This window comes from Mangrovimonas sp. DI 80 (assembly GCF_001975575.1).
In the GTDB taxonomy this organism is placed as follows: Bacteria; Bacteroidota; Bacteroidia; order Flavobacteriales; family Flavobacteriaceae; genus Mangrovimonas_A; species Mangrovimonas_A xylaniphaga.
Map to the genome: position 1 here is coordinate 1040135 of NZ_MSDT01000002.1, position 16688 is coordinate 1056822.

The 16688-nt window shown below is 41.3% G+C and carries 8 protein-coding genes; all 8 read right to left on the minus strand.

Annotated features, from left to right (window positions below):
* Positions 1-10: 10 nt before the first annotated feature.
* The 8 genes from BKM32_RS05180 to BKM32_RS05215 all read right to left on the minus strand — a co-directional run bounded on the left by BKM32_RS05180 (position 11) and on the right by BKM32_RS05215 (position 16687).
* Positions 11-1471 (minus strand): RagB/SusD family nutrient uptake outer membrane protein, encoded by a 1461-nt coding sequence (locus BKM32_RS05180; protein WP_123812064.1) that lies wholly within the window; start codon positions 1469-1471, stop codon positions 11-13.
* A gap of 12 nt (positions 1472-1483) precedes the next feature.
* A complete protein-coding gene (locus BKM32_RS05185; protein WP_076663060.1) occupies positions 1484-4558 on the minus strand; it encodes a TonB-dependent receptor in 3075 nt (1024 codons plus the stop codon).
* 236 nt (positions 4559-4794) lie between these two features.
* Positions 4795-7623: a triple tyrosine motif-containing protein gene (locus BKM32_RS05190; protein WP_253187418.1), complete on the minus strand. Its 2829-nt coding sequence runs from the start codon at positions 7621-7623 to the stop codon at positions 4795-4797.
* A gap of 100 nt (positions 7624-7723) precedes the next feature.
* Positions 7724-9745, minus strand: a complete 2022-nt coding sequence (locus BKM32_RS05195; protein ID WP_076662823.1) for a glycoside hydrolase family 97 protein — start codon at positions 9743-9745, stop codon at positions 7724-7726.
* 21 nt (positions 9746-9766) lie between these two features.
* Complete coding sequence (locus BKM32_RS05200) at positions 9767-11023, minus strand: glycoside hydrolase family 71/99-like protein (protein ID WP_076662824.1); 1257 nt, start codon at positions 11021-11023, stop codon at positions 9767-9769.
* A gap of 78 nt (positions 11024-11101) precedes the next feature.
* Positions 11102-12607 carry a RagB/SusD family nutrient uptake outer membrane protein gene (locus tag BKM32_RS05205; protein WP_076662825.1) on the minus strand — a complete coding sequence of 502 codons (1506 nt, stop codon included), beginning with the start codon at positions 12605-12607 and terminating at the stop codon, positions 11102-11104.
* A 32-nt stretch (positions 12608-12639) separates the two neighbouring features.
* On the minus strand, positions 12640-15573 hold the full coding sequence (locus BKM32_RS05210) for a TonB-dependent receptor (protein ID WP_083702093.1): 2934 nt from the start codon (positions 15571-15573) through the stop codon (positions 12640-12642).
* Positions 15574-15604: 31 nt separating this feature from the next.
* A complete protein-coding gene (locus BKM32_RS05215; RefSeq protein ID WP_076662826.1) occupies positions 15605-16687 on the minus strand; it encodes a hypothetical protein in 1083 nt (360 codons plus the stop codon).
* Position 16688 lies beyond the last annotated feature (1 nt).

Sequence of the window (16688 nt, forward strand, 5' to 3'; positions counted from 1 at the left end):
TGATTCAATTTTAGTATTGTGGGTTTTGGGTTAATCCTGAAATATCAATTTCACGTTGCGGCACAGGAAATACATCATGTTTGCCAGAAACAAAGCCTTCTATTTCGGTAGCTGCCTGCCCCGTTCTTACCAAATCAAAAAAGTGATGGCCTTCCATGGAAAGTTCCAAATTCCGTTCGGCCCAAATGGCTTGTACCAGAGCAGTTCCTGAACTTGAAATATTATGGTCTGAATTTCCAAAGGCACGTTCTCTCACTTGATTTAAGTATTGTCTGGCCAAATCCTCATTGATGTTACCTCTGGCATTCGCTTCGGCGGCCATTAACAACACGTCGGCGTAACGGATCGCTCTATAGTTGGTGAGGTAGTTCAATTCTGTTTGTGCCCCACTTTCACCAGCTCTAGGAATGTACTTTCTATTGAAGTATCCTGTATGTTCATAACCTTCAGCGTAGGAAGCACCGGTTTCTTCAGAAAACGCTACAATATTTAGGATGGAAGCATCGCGACGGGTATCTCCTTCATCAAAAGAATTGTAAAGCGCTGCAGTAGGAACATTAAAGCTCCACCCAGAGGCAAATTGAGGTCCAGAGTAAGCTCTTGGTCCATTGTGGATGATACCGAAGTTTCCTTCACCACAGGTTGGGCATCCCCAATCGTACCATTCTGATTCATTGGAATATTGAATTTCAAATACGGATTCGGGACCATTTTCTCCAGACTTTAAAAATTGACTTTCATAATCCGGAACTAAGCTGTACACGCCAATTACATTTTGTAGCATTGAGGCCGCTTCCTGGAATTTATCCTGAAACAGGTATACTTTTCCCAAAAGTGCCTGTGCTGCATATTTATTGATACGTCCTGCTTGATTTTGGGTGGTTGGAAGGCTGTTAACGGCTTCCAATAGATCGTTTTCTATTTGAGCATACACCTCTTCTTTAGATGTTCTTTGAAGCGTTCCTGAATCTGTACCGTCGAGTCTGCGCTCTGTAAATAAAGGAACGTCTCCAAAAAACTTAACTAACTCAAAATAATAGTATGCTCTTAAGAAATAGGCTTGACCGTAAATGGCATCCTTGCCTTCGAAATCTAGCTTGGCTTTGTTTTCTTCCAAATAATTCACGCGGTTCACACCTTCGTAACACCATTGCCAAATAGAGGTTAGGTTGTCGTTATTTGGATTGTGAGTATAATCGTCTATTTGCTGTAATCCTATAACGTCGGTGGCACTTTCTCCACCGCATAGGGAGTTTCCTGTAGCAATGTCCCCAATCAACGTGTTGAGGTAAAGCCATTGCAGTGGGTCGTAACATCCTGTAAGAATAGCTTCGTAATCGCCTTTGGACTGAAAGTATACCCCGGCAACAATTTCATGTGTTTCGGATGGTTCAAAATCGACGTAATTTGTGCAGGCATTAACTGTTAAAAGTGCGGTACTTATCACGAGAATTTTATTTAGATATTTCATAGTATTCATTTTTTAAAATTTAACATTTACACCCATGGCCCAAATTCGTGGGATTGGATAGGTTCCTCGGTCAATTCCTGTATCAGAAAAAGAACCGGCAGATATTTCAGGATCGTAACCTGAATAGTCGGTAAATGTAAAGGCATTTTTAACCTGCGCATAGAGACGAACACTGCTCAAACCAGTTTGGTCGTATACGGATTGAGGCAGTGTGTACCCCAATTGGATGTTTTTCACTCTGAAATAGCTTCCGTCTTCAATATATCTGTCTGAAGCCCTACGGTTGTTATTGGTGTCTACAAAAGTTACTCTAGGCTCGCTATTGCTTGTACCTTCTCCCGTCCATCTATCTAAAGTGGCAGCAAATCTGTTGGTGTAGTTTAGGTTTCTTTCATAAGCACGATAAATATCGTTGCCTACGGAAGCAAACGTGGACACGTTGAAGTCTATGTTTTTAAAGTTGAATGACAAGTTCCATCCAATGGTAAAATCAGGGAAAGGATCTCCAATTTTTGTACGGTCACTATCGTTGATGACACCGTCTCCATTAACATCTTTGTAGCGGATATCTCCAGGTTGTGCACCATCTTGAGTTGCATGAGCATCAACTTCTGATTGGTTTTGGAAAATTCCGTCTGTTTGGTAGCCAAAGAAATACCATGGGGTAAAGCCTTCTTCAAAGCGGGTAATGTTTGTATAAGGAATACCGTAACCAGATCCCCATATAAACTTACTGTCATTACTAACTTCTTCAACATTGGTGCTAACCGTTGTAAAGTTTACGCTGGTACTAAAGGAGAAGTTTTCTGAAAAACTATTGTTATAACCCAAGGAAAGGTCAACCCCGTTGGTTTTGGACTTTCCAATATTGGCAGGCGGTGCCGTGATTGAACCCAAATATAGGGAAGGCGTAGGGTCAAAAAGTAAATCGTCAGTAGTTTTTTGATAGTAATCCGCGGTAAGCGATAATGAGTTATTGAACACTCTTAAATCAAAACCGGCATTGATCTGTATTTGTTTTTCCCAGGATACATCCTCGTTTGGAATGGTACCTAAAGTGGCACCACTAATGATATTTCCATCAAACACATATTTTGGGAACGTAGAGATTCTTGAGAATTGGTTCGGGATATTGTCACTTCCTACGGTACCATAACTTCCTCTAATTTTTAGGTAGTCGAAAGTGTTGGAACTGTAAAAGTCTTCGTTTGAAATAACCCAACCAAGAGATCCTGAAGGGAAAAATCCGAACTTATTGTTCTTTCCAAATACAGTGGAACCATCCACACGCCCTGTAAAGGATAATAGGTATTTTCCTTTATAGTCGTAATTGACACGTCCAAAGTAGGATAGGTTACGTTTTACATATTGCCAAGAACTTGAGGTCTGTGATTCGGCATCCCCTGTAGCTGAACTAACATCGGCGTAGGTCCATGAATTGAATGGGATATCCTGTGCATTTGCGGTGATGTTTTCGCCTTTGTCACGTTGAAGTGACATTCCTAGAACCGTTTCAAAATTGTGGTTTTCATTAATCATGAAATTGTAGTTCGCAAACAGTTCGTACGTATAATTGAAGTAATTGGTCTTAGACTCGCTTACTCTGTTGTGTGTTCTAGTTTCTTCACCTGTTTCTGCATCAACAGTTACAATTGGGGATAAATCTGGATTTGCATTTGTAGCGTTATGTCCAACCCCATAGAATACAAAAGGAGAGAAATTTTTGTTGTAAATATCTACATAGGTATAACCTAAGCGAGAGGTTACTTTTAAGTTGTCTAGGAGATCATACTGCAATTCAATTTTACCAAAAAGTTTGTTGGTATTACTTTCATTAAAGGTGTTTGCAATTTGAGCTAGTGGGTTTACGATTTCCTGAGTAATGGTATTACTGATGCTGTAGTCGCCATTTTCATTGTATACAGGAACAGTTGGGTCAAAGTTCAAAGCATTGGCTAGTACACTGTTCACACTGTTTTCTGCCAGCCCCTTACCTTTTATATTGGTGTAATTGGTATTTAGAAGAAGTTTGAATTTGTCCGAAAGGTCGGCATTCAATCTATTGGCCAAGGTCAATCGGTCAAAAAACGATTTGTCACCACCGCCTACAACACCTTCTTGACTTAAATATCCTGCAGAAACATAGTAATCTACTTTTTCCCCACCTCCTGCGGCAGAAATGTTGTAGGTTTCAATTGGAGCTGTGCGAAGCACTTCATCCTGCCAATTGGTGCCTACCCCAAATTGGGAAATATCCGGAAATATAATGCCCTCTCCAGCATTGGCACTGGCTTCATTTAGAATTGCCGCATATTCGCTGGCATTAAGGACGTCAATGGTTTTGGTAACTTCTTGAACTCCATAATACGAATCGAAGTTAAAAGTGGTTTTTCCATATTTGGATCCAGATTTAGTGGTTACTACAATAACCCCATTTCCTCCTTTTACTCCGTAGATGGCAGCCAAGGCAGCATCTTTAAGGACGCTAATGGAAGCGACATCGGAAGGGTTAAGGGAGTTTAAATCCGCCAAAGTTTGCTGAATACCATCGATAACTACCAAAGGACTGCTTCCGCTGTTGGAAACAACTCCTCTAATGGCTATTGCGGGACCCGCTCCAGGTGAGCCACTGGAAATAATATTGACACCGGCAGCATTGGATTGAAGGGCTTCTTCAACTCGAACTGGCTTGAGTTGCTCTACCGCTTCTTCTTTTACTGTGGCTACAGAACCAGATACCTTGCTCAGTTTTTGGGTTCCGTATCCTACCACTACCACCTCATCTAGAGTTTCGGTGTCTACCTGAAGTATGACATTTAAAGTTGTACTTTCTGTAATGACAATTTCCTGGGTTTGGTAACCTACATAGGAAAACACCAAAATGGAATTGATAGGGACATTTTCCAAAAGGAAATTACCGTCAAAATCTGTGGTTATTCCTTTGCTGGTATTCTTAATAATGATATTGACACCTGGTAACGGTAGGGCGTCTGTGTCAGATACCGTTCCAGTAACATTGACATTCTGGGAGAATGCCAATGTCGACACTAAAAGGAAAAGTGTCGTTGAAATAAGTTTTGAAATCATAGAATTAGCTTTTAGTAAGGTAAACTTATTATAATACAGTGTGAAATCCTTAAAATAGACCACAACAAAAAACATACAATTTAAAAATGTTGGTGTTTTTATGAGAATATGACAATAAAGTCCTTGTGTATAAAGGCTTTTAGGTAGAGTGTTTTTGTTGCGAAAACGTTTTCTAGATGCTGAAAATCAGTCTGTGTAGTGGTAGTGTATAGGTAATTTTAAGCTTTGTATAGGCTCTATATTTCCAAAATGTAATTTGTTAAGCTAGCTTCGTGCGGTAAATCCATTTTTTTTCGAAGTCTGTAACGCTTTACTTCCACGCTTTTTGCAGAAATATTTAACAAGGGGGCAATTTCTTTGGATGAAAGGTTGAGCCTTAAATAAGCGCAAAGTTTTAAATCGTTAGGTGTAAGGGATGGGTGTTTGTCTTTGATCTTGTTTAAAAAGTCTTTGTCAGCATTGTTAAATGCTTCCTCGAAGAATTTCCAATCCTCCTTATTGTTGAGGTTTTTGTCAATAATACGAATTACCGATTTAATGCTCTTGTCTTCTTTTGAATTTTTGAGTTCGTTTTTAATGCCATTCAGGAATTCGTTTTTCTTGATGAGGCTCATAGTGGAGATGGCCAATTCCCGATTTTTGTTTTCAATATCCTGCTGTAGCTTTTCATTTTGAAATTGCATGAGTTGCTGTTCATTTTCAAGCTCTTTCAATTCAAGTTCATGTTCCGCCTCTTTTAACAGTTTCTGTTGTTGCTTTTTGTAGTAGTTCCTATAAACGTTATGAAGTAGTAAAGACAGTAAAATAAGGCAAATAGCATAAAATCCCCAAGCTAAATTTGATAAATACCAAGGTCTGCCAATCGTAAATTTGTAGCTAGCTACATTATCCGTTAGTGTATCCCCTACCTTGCCTCTCACTTTAAAAGTATATGTGCCATATGGTAGGTTTTTAAATAGTTCAGAGGAAGATTCACTCCATGGACTCCAATGATCATAGAAACCTTCTAATTGATACTGGAATTCGGGCTTTAGATATTTGTCAAATTCAGGGATGCTAAAGGTAAATTCAAGGTTGTTCTGTTTGTTTTTGAATTCCCCTGTATGTGTTTTGTCTGCAAAAAAGATATCTGAGTCTAAGGATTGGTTGCTTACCGTGTTTAAAGAAATTTCATATTGTTTTGTGGAAATTTTGTCTAGATCTAAAATGGTGTAGCCTGTTGATGACCCAAATAAGTAGTTGTTTTGGTTGATGTAACTTATATTTTCATAGCCGGTCATTCCTTTTCTTAAGGTATTTGGAAATGCAATTTTTGTGAGTTTTGGATGGCCGCTGAAATTCCTTTCTGAGAGGAAGCTAATATCTTCTTTTGAGAATCCCCAAAGGGTGTTGGTAAGTTTCTCAGAGATTAATTTTCCTGAAGTATAGGATTCTTCATTAAACATTTGGCTTAAAATGGTGTCTTTTACAAAGGTTTTATTTTCAAGGGTGTACGCAAATATTCCCTTTTTATATGCATACAGAATCTCACCGTTGTACTTAACGAGACTTGAATTGATACCCTGTTCAATAGGAACTTTTTCGACGTTGAGAACTTTTGTGTAATCCTTGTCTGTGGTAATTTTATATACCCCTTTGTACTCGTGATCCACAAAAAACTCATTGGAGCCCAAAACTTCAAAGAACTTAGTTGAATTGTTGAAACCTTCAATTTTATTTCTAAAGGTCCAATTGCCATTTATTTTTTCGAGTACGTTGATGCCGTTATAATTTCCTTGAAATAATAAGTTGTTATGATTTGGGACAGGTTTAAGATCCCAAGTACCATCGATAGGAATTTTTAAGGAGGCTTTGTAGCCTTCAACTATGAAGGTGCCAATGTTATGTCCGCAAAAGAGTGAGTTGTCATGGGTAACCAAACACCAAACCTGACCTTTGGTACCTTCCACAAAAGTGAATTCCTCGGAAGAATTTAAAGGCTTTGCAAATAGTCCTTGGTTGGTGCCCAAATATAGCAGACCCTTAAAAATGGCCGAAGCATATACCGTTCCTAAGGTGCCATTTTCGTCTTTGTAAATACGAAATGGAGAGGTAATATTTACGCAATTGATGCCATTGTCCAATCCTAGCCAGATATTCTGTTCCATATCCTCAAACATGGAAAGCACGGTGTTGTTGCTTAAGCCATTTTGCTGATTAATGATGTAATTGGCTTCTCCGTCTTTGGTTAAATGAATAATTCCTTTGGAAATGGTTCCAAGGGCAAAACTTCCATCTTGTAATTGGATGCTGCTATAGACACTTACTTTGGAAAGTAGGTCGTTGGCAGGGATATCCCATTGTTTGGTTGTCCCATTTTCTATGATATAAAAACCATTGTCTTGGGTTTCCGCTAAAAGCATATTGTTATGCCAATAAACATTAACGACAATATTCTGGGTCATTACAGGGGCGCCCGACACTACTTTTGATTGCCCATTTTCAATCTTGCAAATTCCCAAACCAATGTCTTGGTAATAAATGCTATTGTCTACTTTGTACATTTTGGTTACGGCTACCTTAGATTCAATCACATTGAATTCAGAAGTTGTCGTGTCGTAAACATAAATCCTGTTAAGGGATTGAAAGAGAATCCAGTTGTCTATGGCTAGAATTTTCCAAAACTGTTCGTCCTCAATTAAAGGAGTGGAAAGGTTTTTAGAAAGTGAGGTGTACTCCAAAGCTCCCAATGAATTTTTTTGCCAGTATCCAAACTCCATATAACAGCCAGTGTAAATCACATCGTTAATGACCTTTACTGAGCGAATCACTGTTTCGTTTGGAGAGGCATATAAACGCCATTTGGCACCATCAAACTCTAAAAGGCCTTTGTTATTGGCTACATAAATGGTTTTGTCGGAAGTTTGTGAAATGCCCCAGTTTTGGTTTTCTGCACCGTATTGTGTGGGAGTATAAATTTCAATGGGAGGCAACTCTTGGCCTACCAAATTCAATATATAACAGAGTGCAAAAAGAGGGATGAGATATAATTTCACAATTGGCAATTCCTTGATGTTAATATACAATAATACAAATTAAATAATGTCGATTTTTAAGGAATCCGTAAAAAAAGCCATATCCTTTTGATAGTGATATGGCTTTCAAATTAACATTTAAACAAATGAACTACTCGGTTATTGGGGTGAACCTAATGGCGGTTCCTCCACCAGCAGCCAAGTTCAATTCTAAAGTGGTGTTTCGGTCCACTGTTTTAGTAGTTATGTTAATTGGGTAGGGATTGCTTTTGTAATTGGCGCCTTCGCCGTCTTCATAAATTTGAGCTGTATAAGAAGTGTTTTCATCTAAAAAGGTTAAGGGAACCTGTAGTTGGCGAGCATCCGCATTGGTAATGGCTCCTAAATACCAATCTAGGCTATTCCAATCCTTGCGAGCCATAGTGACGTATTTGCCAATTTCGGCATTTGGCACCACAGTTTCTGACCAAATTTCAGGGACGTCCTTTATAAATTGAAACGCTGGTTTGCTTTCGTAATTTTCTGGTAAGTCTGATGCCATTTGCAATGGGCTGAACATAGTAACGTACAAAGCCAATTGTTTTGCAAGAGTAGTGGGAACCATGGCTTTGTTAGGGGTTTCGTAACTGAAGTCGAAATTTCCAGGGGTAAAGTCCATAGGGCCAGATAACATTCTTGTAAATGGTAAAATCGTAGTGTGCTCAGGAGGGTTGCCGCCATCGGCAGACCAAGCATTGTACTCTTGGCCTCTTCCGCCTTCTTGGGTCATCAAGTTGGGGTAGGTGCGTTGTAACCCCGTGCCTTTGACAGGTTCATGGTTGTCGATCATGATATGGTATTTGGCTGCAGTTTCAATCACTTTTCGGTAGTGACGCACGCCATACTGGCCATCGTGCCATTCCTTCTTGTCTAAATATTTGTTTACATAGCCTGTTTTTACCGCATTCACACCAATCCTGTTGTAAAGTTTAAAGGCGTCTTCCAATTGGTCTTCATAATGTTTGGCAGCTCCTGCGGTTTCGTGATGACCAATCAAACGCACATTGTTCATGGCTGCATATTCACCTATGGCTTCAATATCAAAGTCTGGGTAAGGCTGTGTAAAGCTGAATGCTCTTCCATCGGCAGTCCAGTCGCCATCCCAGCCTAAATTCCAACCTTCCACCAAAACGCCATCTAAACCATGCTTCGCAGCAAAGTCGATGTATTTTTTAGTGTTTTCGGTGGTGGCGCCGTGTTTGTCTCCTTGTCCCCAAGAATATTTATCCAAATGCATTCCCCACCATATGCCGATGTATTTGGAAGGTTTGATCCAAGACAAATCCTCAATTTTAGAAGGTTCGTTAAGGTTGAGCATTAAGGTTGACGTCACCAAATCGCCAGGTTGCTCACCAATAATTAAGGTTCTCCATGGCGTTTCAAAAGGTGTTTGGGCATAGACTTTTACACCATTGGCCCAAGGCACCAAATCACTTTCATATTGATTGTCTTTGGATTTCAATAGGGTCATCGAAGCAAAGTCTGTTAAGTTAGCTTCGTGAAGTGCCAAATACAGTCCGTCCTTGGTTTCGAATGTTGCAGGGGTGTTGATAGTGTCGGTGGTGTTCATGGGACTTTTTTTGTACAGACTTTCGTAGTAGCTGTTTTCAGCATGCACAGGAATCCACCATACATCATGGTTTTGTGGAAAGGTAAACTGGGTCAATTCGTTTGAGATTTTTACACTGTCCATATGTTCTTGCTTTGGAAAGGCATATCTAAACCCAAGTCCATCATCAAACAAACGGAATTTTAAGTCCATCAAACGTTGTTCTCCTTCAGTTTCTTTAAGGTGTACCACCAATTCATTGTGGTGGTCTCTGATTGTTTTAAATTCACCCCAAGGTTGCTCCCAAGAGGTGTCGGCGCTATGCTCTTCACTGCTAATAATTTCAAAACCATCGGTCATGCTTTTCAGGTCTTCAAATTCAAATCCCAATAAGGAAGGCTCCAAAACCGAGGTTCCGTTATGAGATACCTTGTATTGAGGGGCTCCTGATTCGGTGAGGCTAAACTCTAATGTGGTTGCTTGGTCTGGAGAACTAAGCTTGTAGGTTGGTTGCTCTTTGGCGCAGGACACAATGAGCGCGCAGCTGCAGAGGGTGAGGCCAAATGTATAGAGGTAATTTTTCATTTTGATATATTGAGTGGTTATTTAGTCTTCAATTGCCTGTAGCAATGCAAGGGCATCATCCACCTGCAAAGCCACGAAATAATAGAATACTTGATCCAATTGTTTTTGTATGTTGGTGTTGTTGGCATGCGCCTTTCTAAGGGTATGCAGCTGATATATGCTGCTGAATACATTAGGAAGGTTTTGAACCTCTGCAAAGGATTTTATGCTTTCCAAAGAACTGTATCCAAATTCCTGAGTGGGTTCCAGCATGGTGCCTTCTCCAAAATCGTTCCAAGTTATTAACTGCAAATATTCAGCATTAGAGCCAGTAGCTAAGGACAAGGTTTCAGTTAGAGTAGCTCCACTGTTATGATCTATGCTCCAACCGATACCTGCCTCGGCGCCGCCTTCTTCGTAAAAATCGTCAAAGCCTGGGTAGGCACTTCCGAAAGCTAAATCTAGATTAGGATATTGGTTGTTGTAAAAATTGGTGAGATGGGTATTGTCTTCATAAACCCAAGAAAACTCGCCTTGGGCATTATCGCCAGCCTCTGCCGATTCGTACCATAGTGTCAAAAAGCTAGGTTTAGGGTTCAAAACACTAAAGGTTTCTGTCCATTGTTCTGGAGTAGTCAAGGTAATGGGGCCAAAATTGAGCAACAATGGTTTGCTATTTATTTGAATGTAGGCATCGTCGTTAAAGTAGTTACTTTGTATATAACTCATATCCGACTTGGCAGCGCTCTCTATAGTTGGTGCCATTCCTTGGTCCACAATAGCATGTAAAAAGCGGTCTTCATAAACTATGGCGTAGCTAATGCCTACTTCATCCAAAAGATCTATTAGGGCTTCGGTGTTGTCGCGAATCATTCTGTAGTCATTTACATCATATCGGCCGTACCAGTCTATTAAAACGCCATCGATACCGGCATATTTCATCAATAACAAATGGTATTCTATGACATCTTTATCACCTGAGTGGTAAGGACCAATCAATGGATAGAAATGCGAGGCAATTTCCCGTTTCCCTGTCCCATCCACATTGTTGGGGTTTTTGTTGGCCATGGTCCAATGGTAGCCCCATTGGTTATTGCCGCTGCTCTCGTTGGTCTCAAACCAAGACATATAATGCATGTACACTTTGGTACTATTGGTTTTGCTAACGGCTACGGGATCCAGTACTTCTACTTCTGGGGTAGGATCAGGATTATCGCTTCCGCCATCGTCGGAACCACAGCCCAAAATGGACACGAAGAGCATTGCGCAAACTGTTTTTAAACTTTTGGAAGTTATCATTGTTATAAAATTAATCGATAAAGAGTTGACCTCCTAAGAACTAATTCAAATATCTTAGAAGGCCAACATGAAAACAACTTAATACCCTGGGTTTTGAGTTAGATTAGTATTGGTACTGAGTACCGTTGCAGGTATTGGGAAAATGGCTCTATAAGGCTCGGTGGATCCTTTTTCCCACCAAGGTTCAAAGAACGTTCCAAAACGGATGGTATCTGTACGTCGTTTTCCTTCAAATATAAATTCTCTTAAACTCTCTTGGTTGATGAACTGTAGGTCGATCATGTCTGGCATATCCGTACCTGCTCTTTCAGTAATTTGGGTCAAGAACGGAATGGCACCATCTGGATTCCCTAAACGCACATAACATTCGGCTTGCATCATCAAGATTTCGGCATAGCGAATGATTACCAAATCATGGTCGCGTTCCCACTGCTCCCCGGCTTTGGTTTCGTATTTAAACAGGCGGCCTCCTTCATTTTCCTGTGCATCGGCAAGACTGCTGATCTCTTCTGTATAGGTTAATGGCGATCCGTTGTCCATCATAATTACAGAGTTGGTTGCTACGTTGATTTGATCACCAATAAGGATGGCCTCTCTTCGCATATCATTTTCAGCAAAAGAAGAATATACACCTGGTTGGGCCGACATTCCGTTGGCAGACCAAGGAAAATCATTTCCTGAAGCCGATATCGTTAAACGGTGCAAATAGTGTAGGGACATGGAGTTCATGTAGTTGCCGATAGTTCCTGCATCATTGTCATAAGGAATGGCGAAAATGGTTTCACTGGAGTTTTCGTTCTCTGTCAAGAAGTTGGCGAAATAATCAGGTTCCAACGTGTATCCAGAGATGTTTTGGCACATATTGATGCAATCCTGCCATCTTGGTGTTCCAACAAACGCTTCGGAGTTTAAGTACAACCTTGCCAATAGGGCATAGGCTACATTTTTTGTGAATTTAGAATACACAATTTCCGATTTCAAATACGGTAAGGATTCCAATAATTCAGCCTCTACGAAGTTGTACACTTCCTGACGTGATGAATTGGAAGGTAAGCCTGTATCTTCAAAGTCGGTTACAATTGGCACATTTCCAAACATGTCCAATAACATGTAGTAGTAATAGGCTCTCACTGAGCGCAATTCGGCATAGATAGGGGTCTTTTCGGCTTCGGTCAATCCAGATTGGTCTACTTGGTAGATGATGGAATTTACCTTGGCAATTCCTGCATAGCAATAGCGCCAAGCAGAAAGGATGATGCCGTCCTCTGCCAACCATGTATGGCTTTGGGCACGTTGGTACACTCCGCCATCGTACCAGTTGGTGCCTCGGGTTGGGATGGTAGCCTCGTCTGACACTACTTCGTTAAGAAAGAATACAAACTCACTGCCAGGGAAGGCATTGGAGATTTCGTCGCTAAAGCCTCTTAGTGATGAATAGGCGCCCCCAACAAGGGCATCTATTTCATCTGGGGTGGTCCCAAAGTTGTTGTCTTCTACGCGGTCGTACAGATCCTCGTCCAAATCGGTACAGGATACCGTCACAAACAAACTGCTTAGTAGTACTGCAAATATTTTAAATTTCATTGTCTTCATATTTTCTAATTACTATCGCTCTATTAATTACCTAGTGTTAAGTTAAGACCCAAAGAAATGGTGGTTGGTCTTGGGTAATTATTAAATCTGTCAATTCCAGGATTTGCCAATCCGCTCATGTCAATTTCAGGATCTACTCCCTCGTAGCCTGTAAATACAGCCAAGTTTTCTCCCAATAGGTATACACGCAATTTAGAGTTGGATTTCTCAAACGGAATGGTGTAACCCAAGCTCATAGACTGTAATCTGAAGAAGGAAGCATCCTCAATCCAGTAGCTAGAGTAGGTAGGAGAAGGTTCATTAATGCCGCTGTCCAAATATCCGTCTGGTACATTATAGGCAGGCAAACGATTTGGGTTGTACAATACCATGTTGGTAGCGTTCAATACTTCTTGCCCGAACATTCCGTAACCTGTAATGGCAAAGTCGAAATTGGAGTAGGTGAAGTTCATGGCCAATCCCATAGATAGGTCCGGTTGAATGTTTCCTATGTCTGTTTTTTCTTCGCTCAGGATGAAGTTTCCATTTTCATCCAAACCAGAACTTTCATATCCCCAAAAGGTTCCTACAGGATAACCCTCGGCAATGATTTGAGAGAATTGGTTGGACAATCCTGACAAGCCGTGAAGCGATCCACTGTAGATCACATCGGTTTCATAAGTTTGGTTGGATAGCTTTTCTATCTTTTGTTTGTTATGTGCCATGGTAAGGTTGGCATCCCAAGTAAACTTATCGGTGTTGATGATGTTGGCGTTTAAGCTCAACTCAATCCCCTTGTTGGAAAGTTCCCCCACGTTAGCTAACATGGTTCCCACTAAGTAAGGCGGCTGAGGCACTTCGTAAGTATATAGAAGGTCTTTAGTGTATTTGTTGTACCACTCAATAGTACCATTCAAGAAGTTGAACAAACTAAAGTCCAAACCAATGTTGAGCTGCTCAGTAGTTTCCCACTTTAAGTCTGGATTTGGGTTTTGTGTTGGTGAATAGGCCAAACTCCAATCGCCGGTTGCAGGGTCGTAGTAAGAATCGTTTCCTACACCCAAAATAGAAAGGGATTTGTACTCGCCAATTCCATCTTGGTTACCGGTTACCCCATATCCAGCACGAAGTTTTAGGTTGTTCAGCCAACTGGAGTCTTCCAAAAATGCTTCATTGGAAATTCTCCAAGCTACCGAAGCTGAAGGAAAGGTTCCCCATTTGTTGTTTTTACCAAAGCGGCTAGAACCATCTTCTCTAATAGTTGCGGTAAGCATAAAGCGGCTGTCGAAGCTATAGTTGGCTCTTGCAAAGAAAGACACCAAACGCGATTTCCCTTTATAAGAGTATACGTCGCCAATACGGTAGTTGGTACCCGCGCCAAGGTTGTTATAGCCAAAAGCATTGGTTACAAAACCACTACGTTGTGCTCCAAAACCTTCGTATACATTTTCAAGGAAGGAATAACCACCCATTAAGTTCAGGTTGTTCTTTCCAAATTCCTTGGTGTAGTTTAAGTAGGTCTCCAACTGCATGTTGGTGTATTCTCCATAGGTTTTTTGGGCATAACCGTTTTCGGTAATCCCTTCCAAAATAGCATAAGAAGGCTTGTATGTATTTCCTGTGCTTGCATTATGCTCGTAAGAAAGGTTTAATACGGCCTTAAGGTCTGTGCAAAGGTCGGCCTCTGTTTTAAAGTATCCCAGCAGGCGGTTGCGCTTGCTGTCTGCGGTACGGTTGGTCAAGATTTCCACAGGGTTTTCGTATAAGGTTCCATCTACGGAAGTGAAATTCCCGTTTTCGTCATATACTGGGATGGTTGGATTTAAGTTGAAGGCACGCTCGAAAATGCGGTAATCCAACGGATTCCATTTGTCAACGGTAGCAAACATTCCTGCATCAAACTTTAACTTCTTGTCCATGGCATATTGGTAAATACTCAAGTTTCCACTCAAACGCTCCAATCCCGTGGTTTTGATGATCCCTTTATTGTCCAAATAGGATACCGATGCTCTCAAACCATTGTATTCAGCTCCAGAAGCCAAGCTTACGGTATGCGACATGGTTGCTGAGGTTGTCTGCAGTTCTTCCTGCCAATCGGTGTCTCCACCGTAGTCGATAGCCCCCGTAACATTATTGTCACGTACATATTGACGCCATTGGTTGGCCGAAAGCATGTCTAGGTTGTTGCTGGCATAGCTAATTCCTGTATACCCATTATAAGTCACGTTGAAACCAGATTTTTGACTCTTTGTGGTAATGATGATGACCCCGTTGGCTCCTCTAGATCCATAAATGGCGGTAGCCGAAGCATCCTTAAGAACGTCTATAGTTTTGATGTCGTTTGGTTGAACAGTGTTGATGTCTACTCCTGGAATCCCGTCTACTACCACCAACGGATTGTTGCTGGCCGTTAAGGAGGTACCACCTCTAAGGCGTAGCGACGCCCCGCTACTTGGATCTCCTGTACCTTGTATTACGGTTAAACCTGCTACCTTCCCTTGTAGCACCTGCTCTGTAGAAGAAATCACTCCTTTTTCAAGCTCGTCTGCCGATACGGTAGAAATAGCTCCGGTAAGGTCCGATTTTCTCATAGTACCATAACCAACGGCTACCAGTTCTACAGCGTCCAAGGCATAGGCATCTTCCTGAAGGGTCACCTGCAAAGGCATGGCCGTATTGGCGGTAATGTTAATGGTTTGTGTGGCATATCCTAAATAGGAAATTTGAATATCATTGCCGGTGGTCACTTGTAAGCTGAACTTTCCATCAAAGTCTGCTGTGGTTCCATTGGTGGTTCCTGCCTCCAAGATCGTGGCACCGGCCAATTCTAATCCGTTGTTGTCAAATACGGTTCCTGTTACCAAAAGCTTTTCTTGGGCATAGGCTGTCACAGACAGGCAACACAGGAGCAATAGAGCAAACAACGCCTTAAAAGTCCTGAATGGATTTGGACTTTTTTGTATGTTTTTAAGTGTCATTCTAATCGATGTTTTAAAGTGATAGTATTAGTTAGTCTAGAGTTTTCAATGGAAGGGTCGTATCAATTATGGTGTTGCCCTGGTTGTCTACTACCAATACCTGAATTTCGGTAAGGTTAGGAATGCCTTGTAATAGGGTAGGCAAATCGATAAATCCTTTGATCTCGTCCATATTGCCCGAGAATTCACCATTGATTTCCGTACTTCCCGCTGTAATCGTATAGATCAAGGTATTGATGCCTGTTTCGTTATTGATACGGGAAATTTGTAGAAAGTCCTTTTGACTGATCTGTAATGGAAAGAATCTAAACTCTGGTGGTGGCGGCGGAATATATTCAGCGGCATAGATTACCAGTTCAGGGGAAGTGCCTGCCCAGTCGTCCTTTACAAACAAAAAGGTAATGTTCTCCATGATAAAGCCTTCTGGAATATCATTATAGTACTCCGAAGGAATCAAGTCCATTTTGTAAAAGCCGTCCCCCATGTCTTTCAACTTGGTCTTTTCCACAATCTCTGGGAGCCACGATTGGTATTCTTGCAAAATGGCCCAAGTGTTCATTCCGGAATGCATGTGTACGCTAGTAGCGTCTGCAAAACCATCTACCAAATTGGAGTTGAACAGGATGCTCAAACCTCCATCCAAGGTAGCTTCGGTTGGGTAGGAACGCATCATTTCATCTGCCGTAAAGAAGGAGTCTATTGGCGTGTAGGGCATGTTGGCCACTTCGGTTTGTTTGCTTCCTGTAAGGTCTTTTAAACGGAACCAAAAGCCCGCGCTACCCGCAATGTCTTCGGCACTCATAGAAAAGTACTCGGTAGGAGTTAAGGTAAAGCTCCAAATAAAATTGCCCTCGTAATTAAGGTGTGCAAATTCTGATGAGTTTTCCCAGTTGCCTGCATCGGGTTCGCTAGGCGACCAGATCCAAATGTATACGTCTTCGTTTTCGGCAAAGGTAGTGCCCGAAAGGTCAAAGTACCAAGTGACCTCCTCGCTGTATTGGTACACTACCGGGTAGGACCACATAGTGCCTACCGAGCCTACCAACTCCTGAGCCTGTGTCAGGTTGGGGATGAGGTACAGTGCCATTAATAAGGTATATAATAGTTTCTTCATT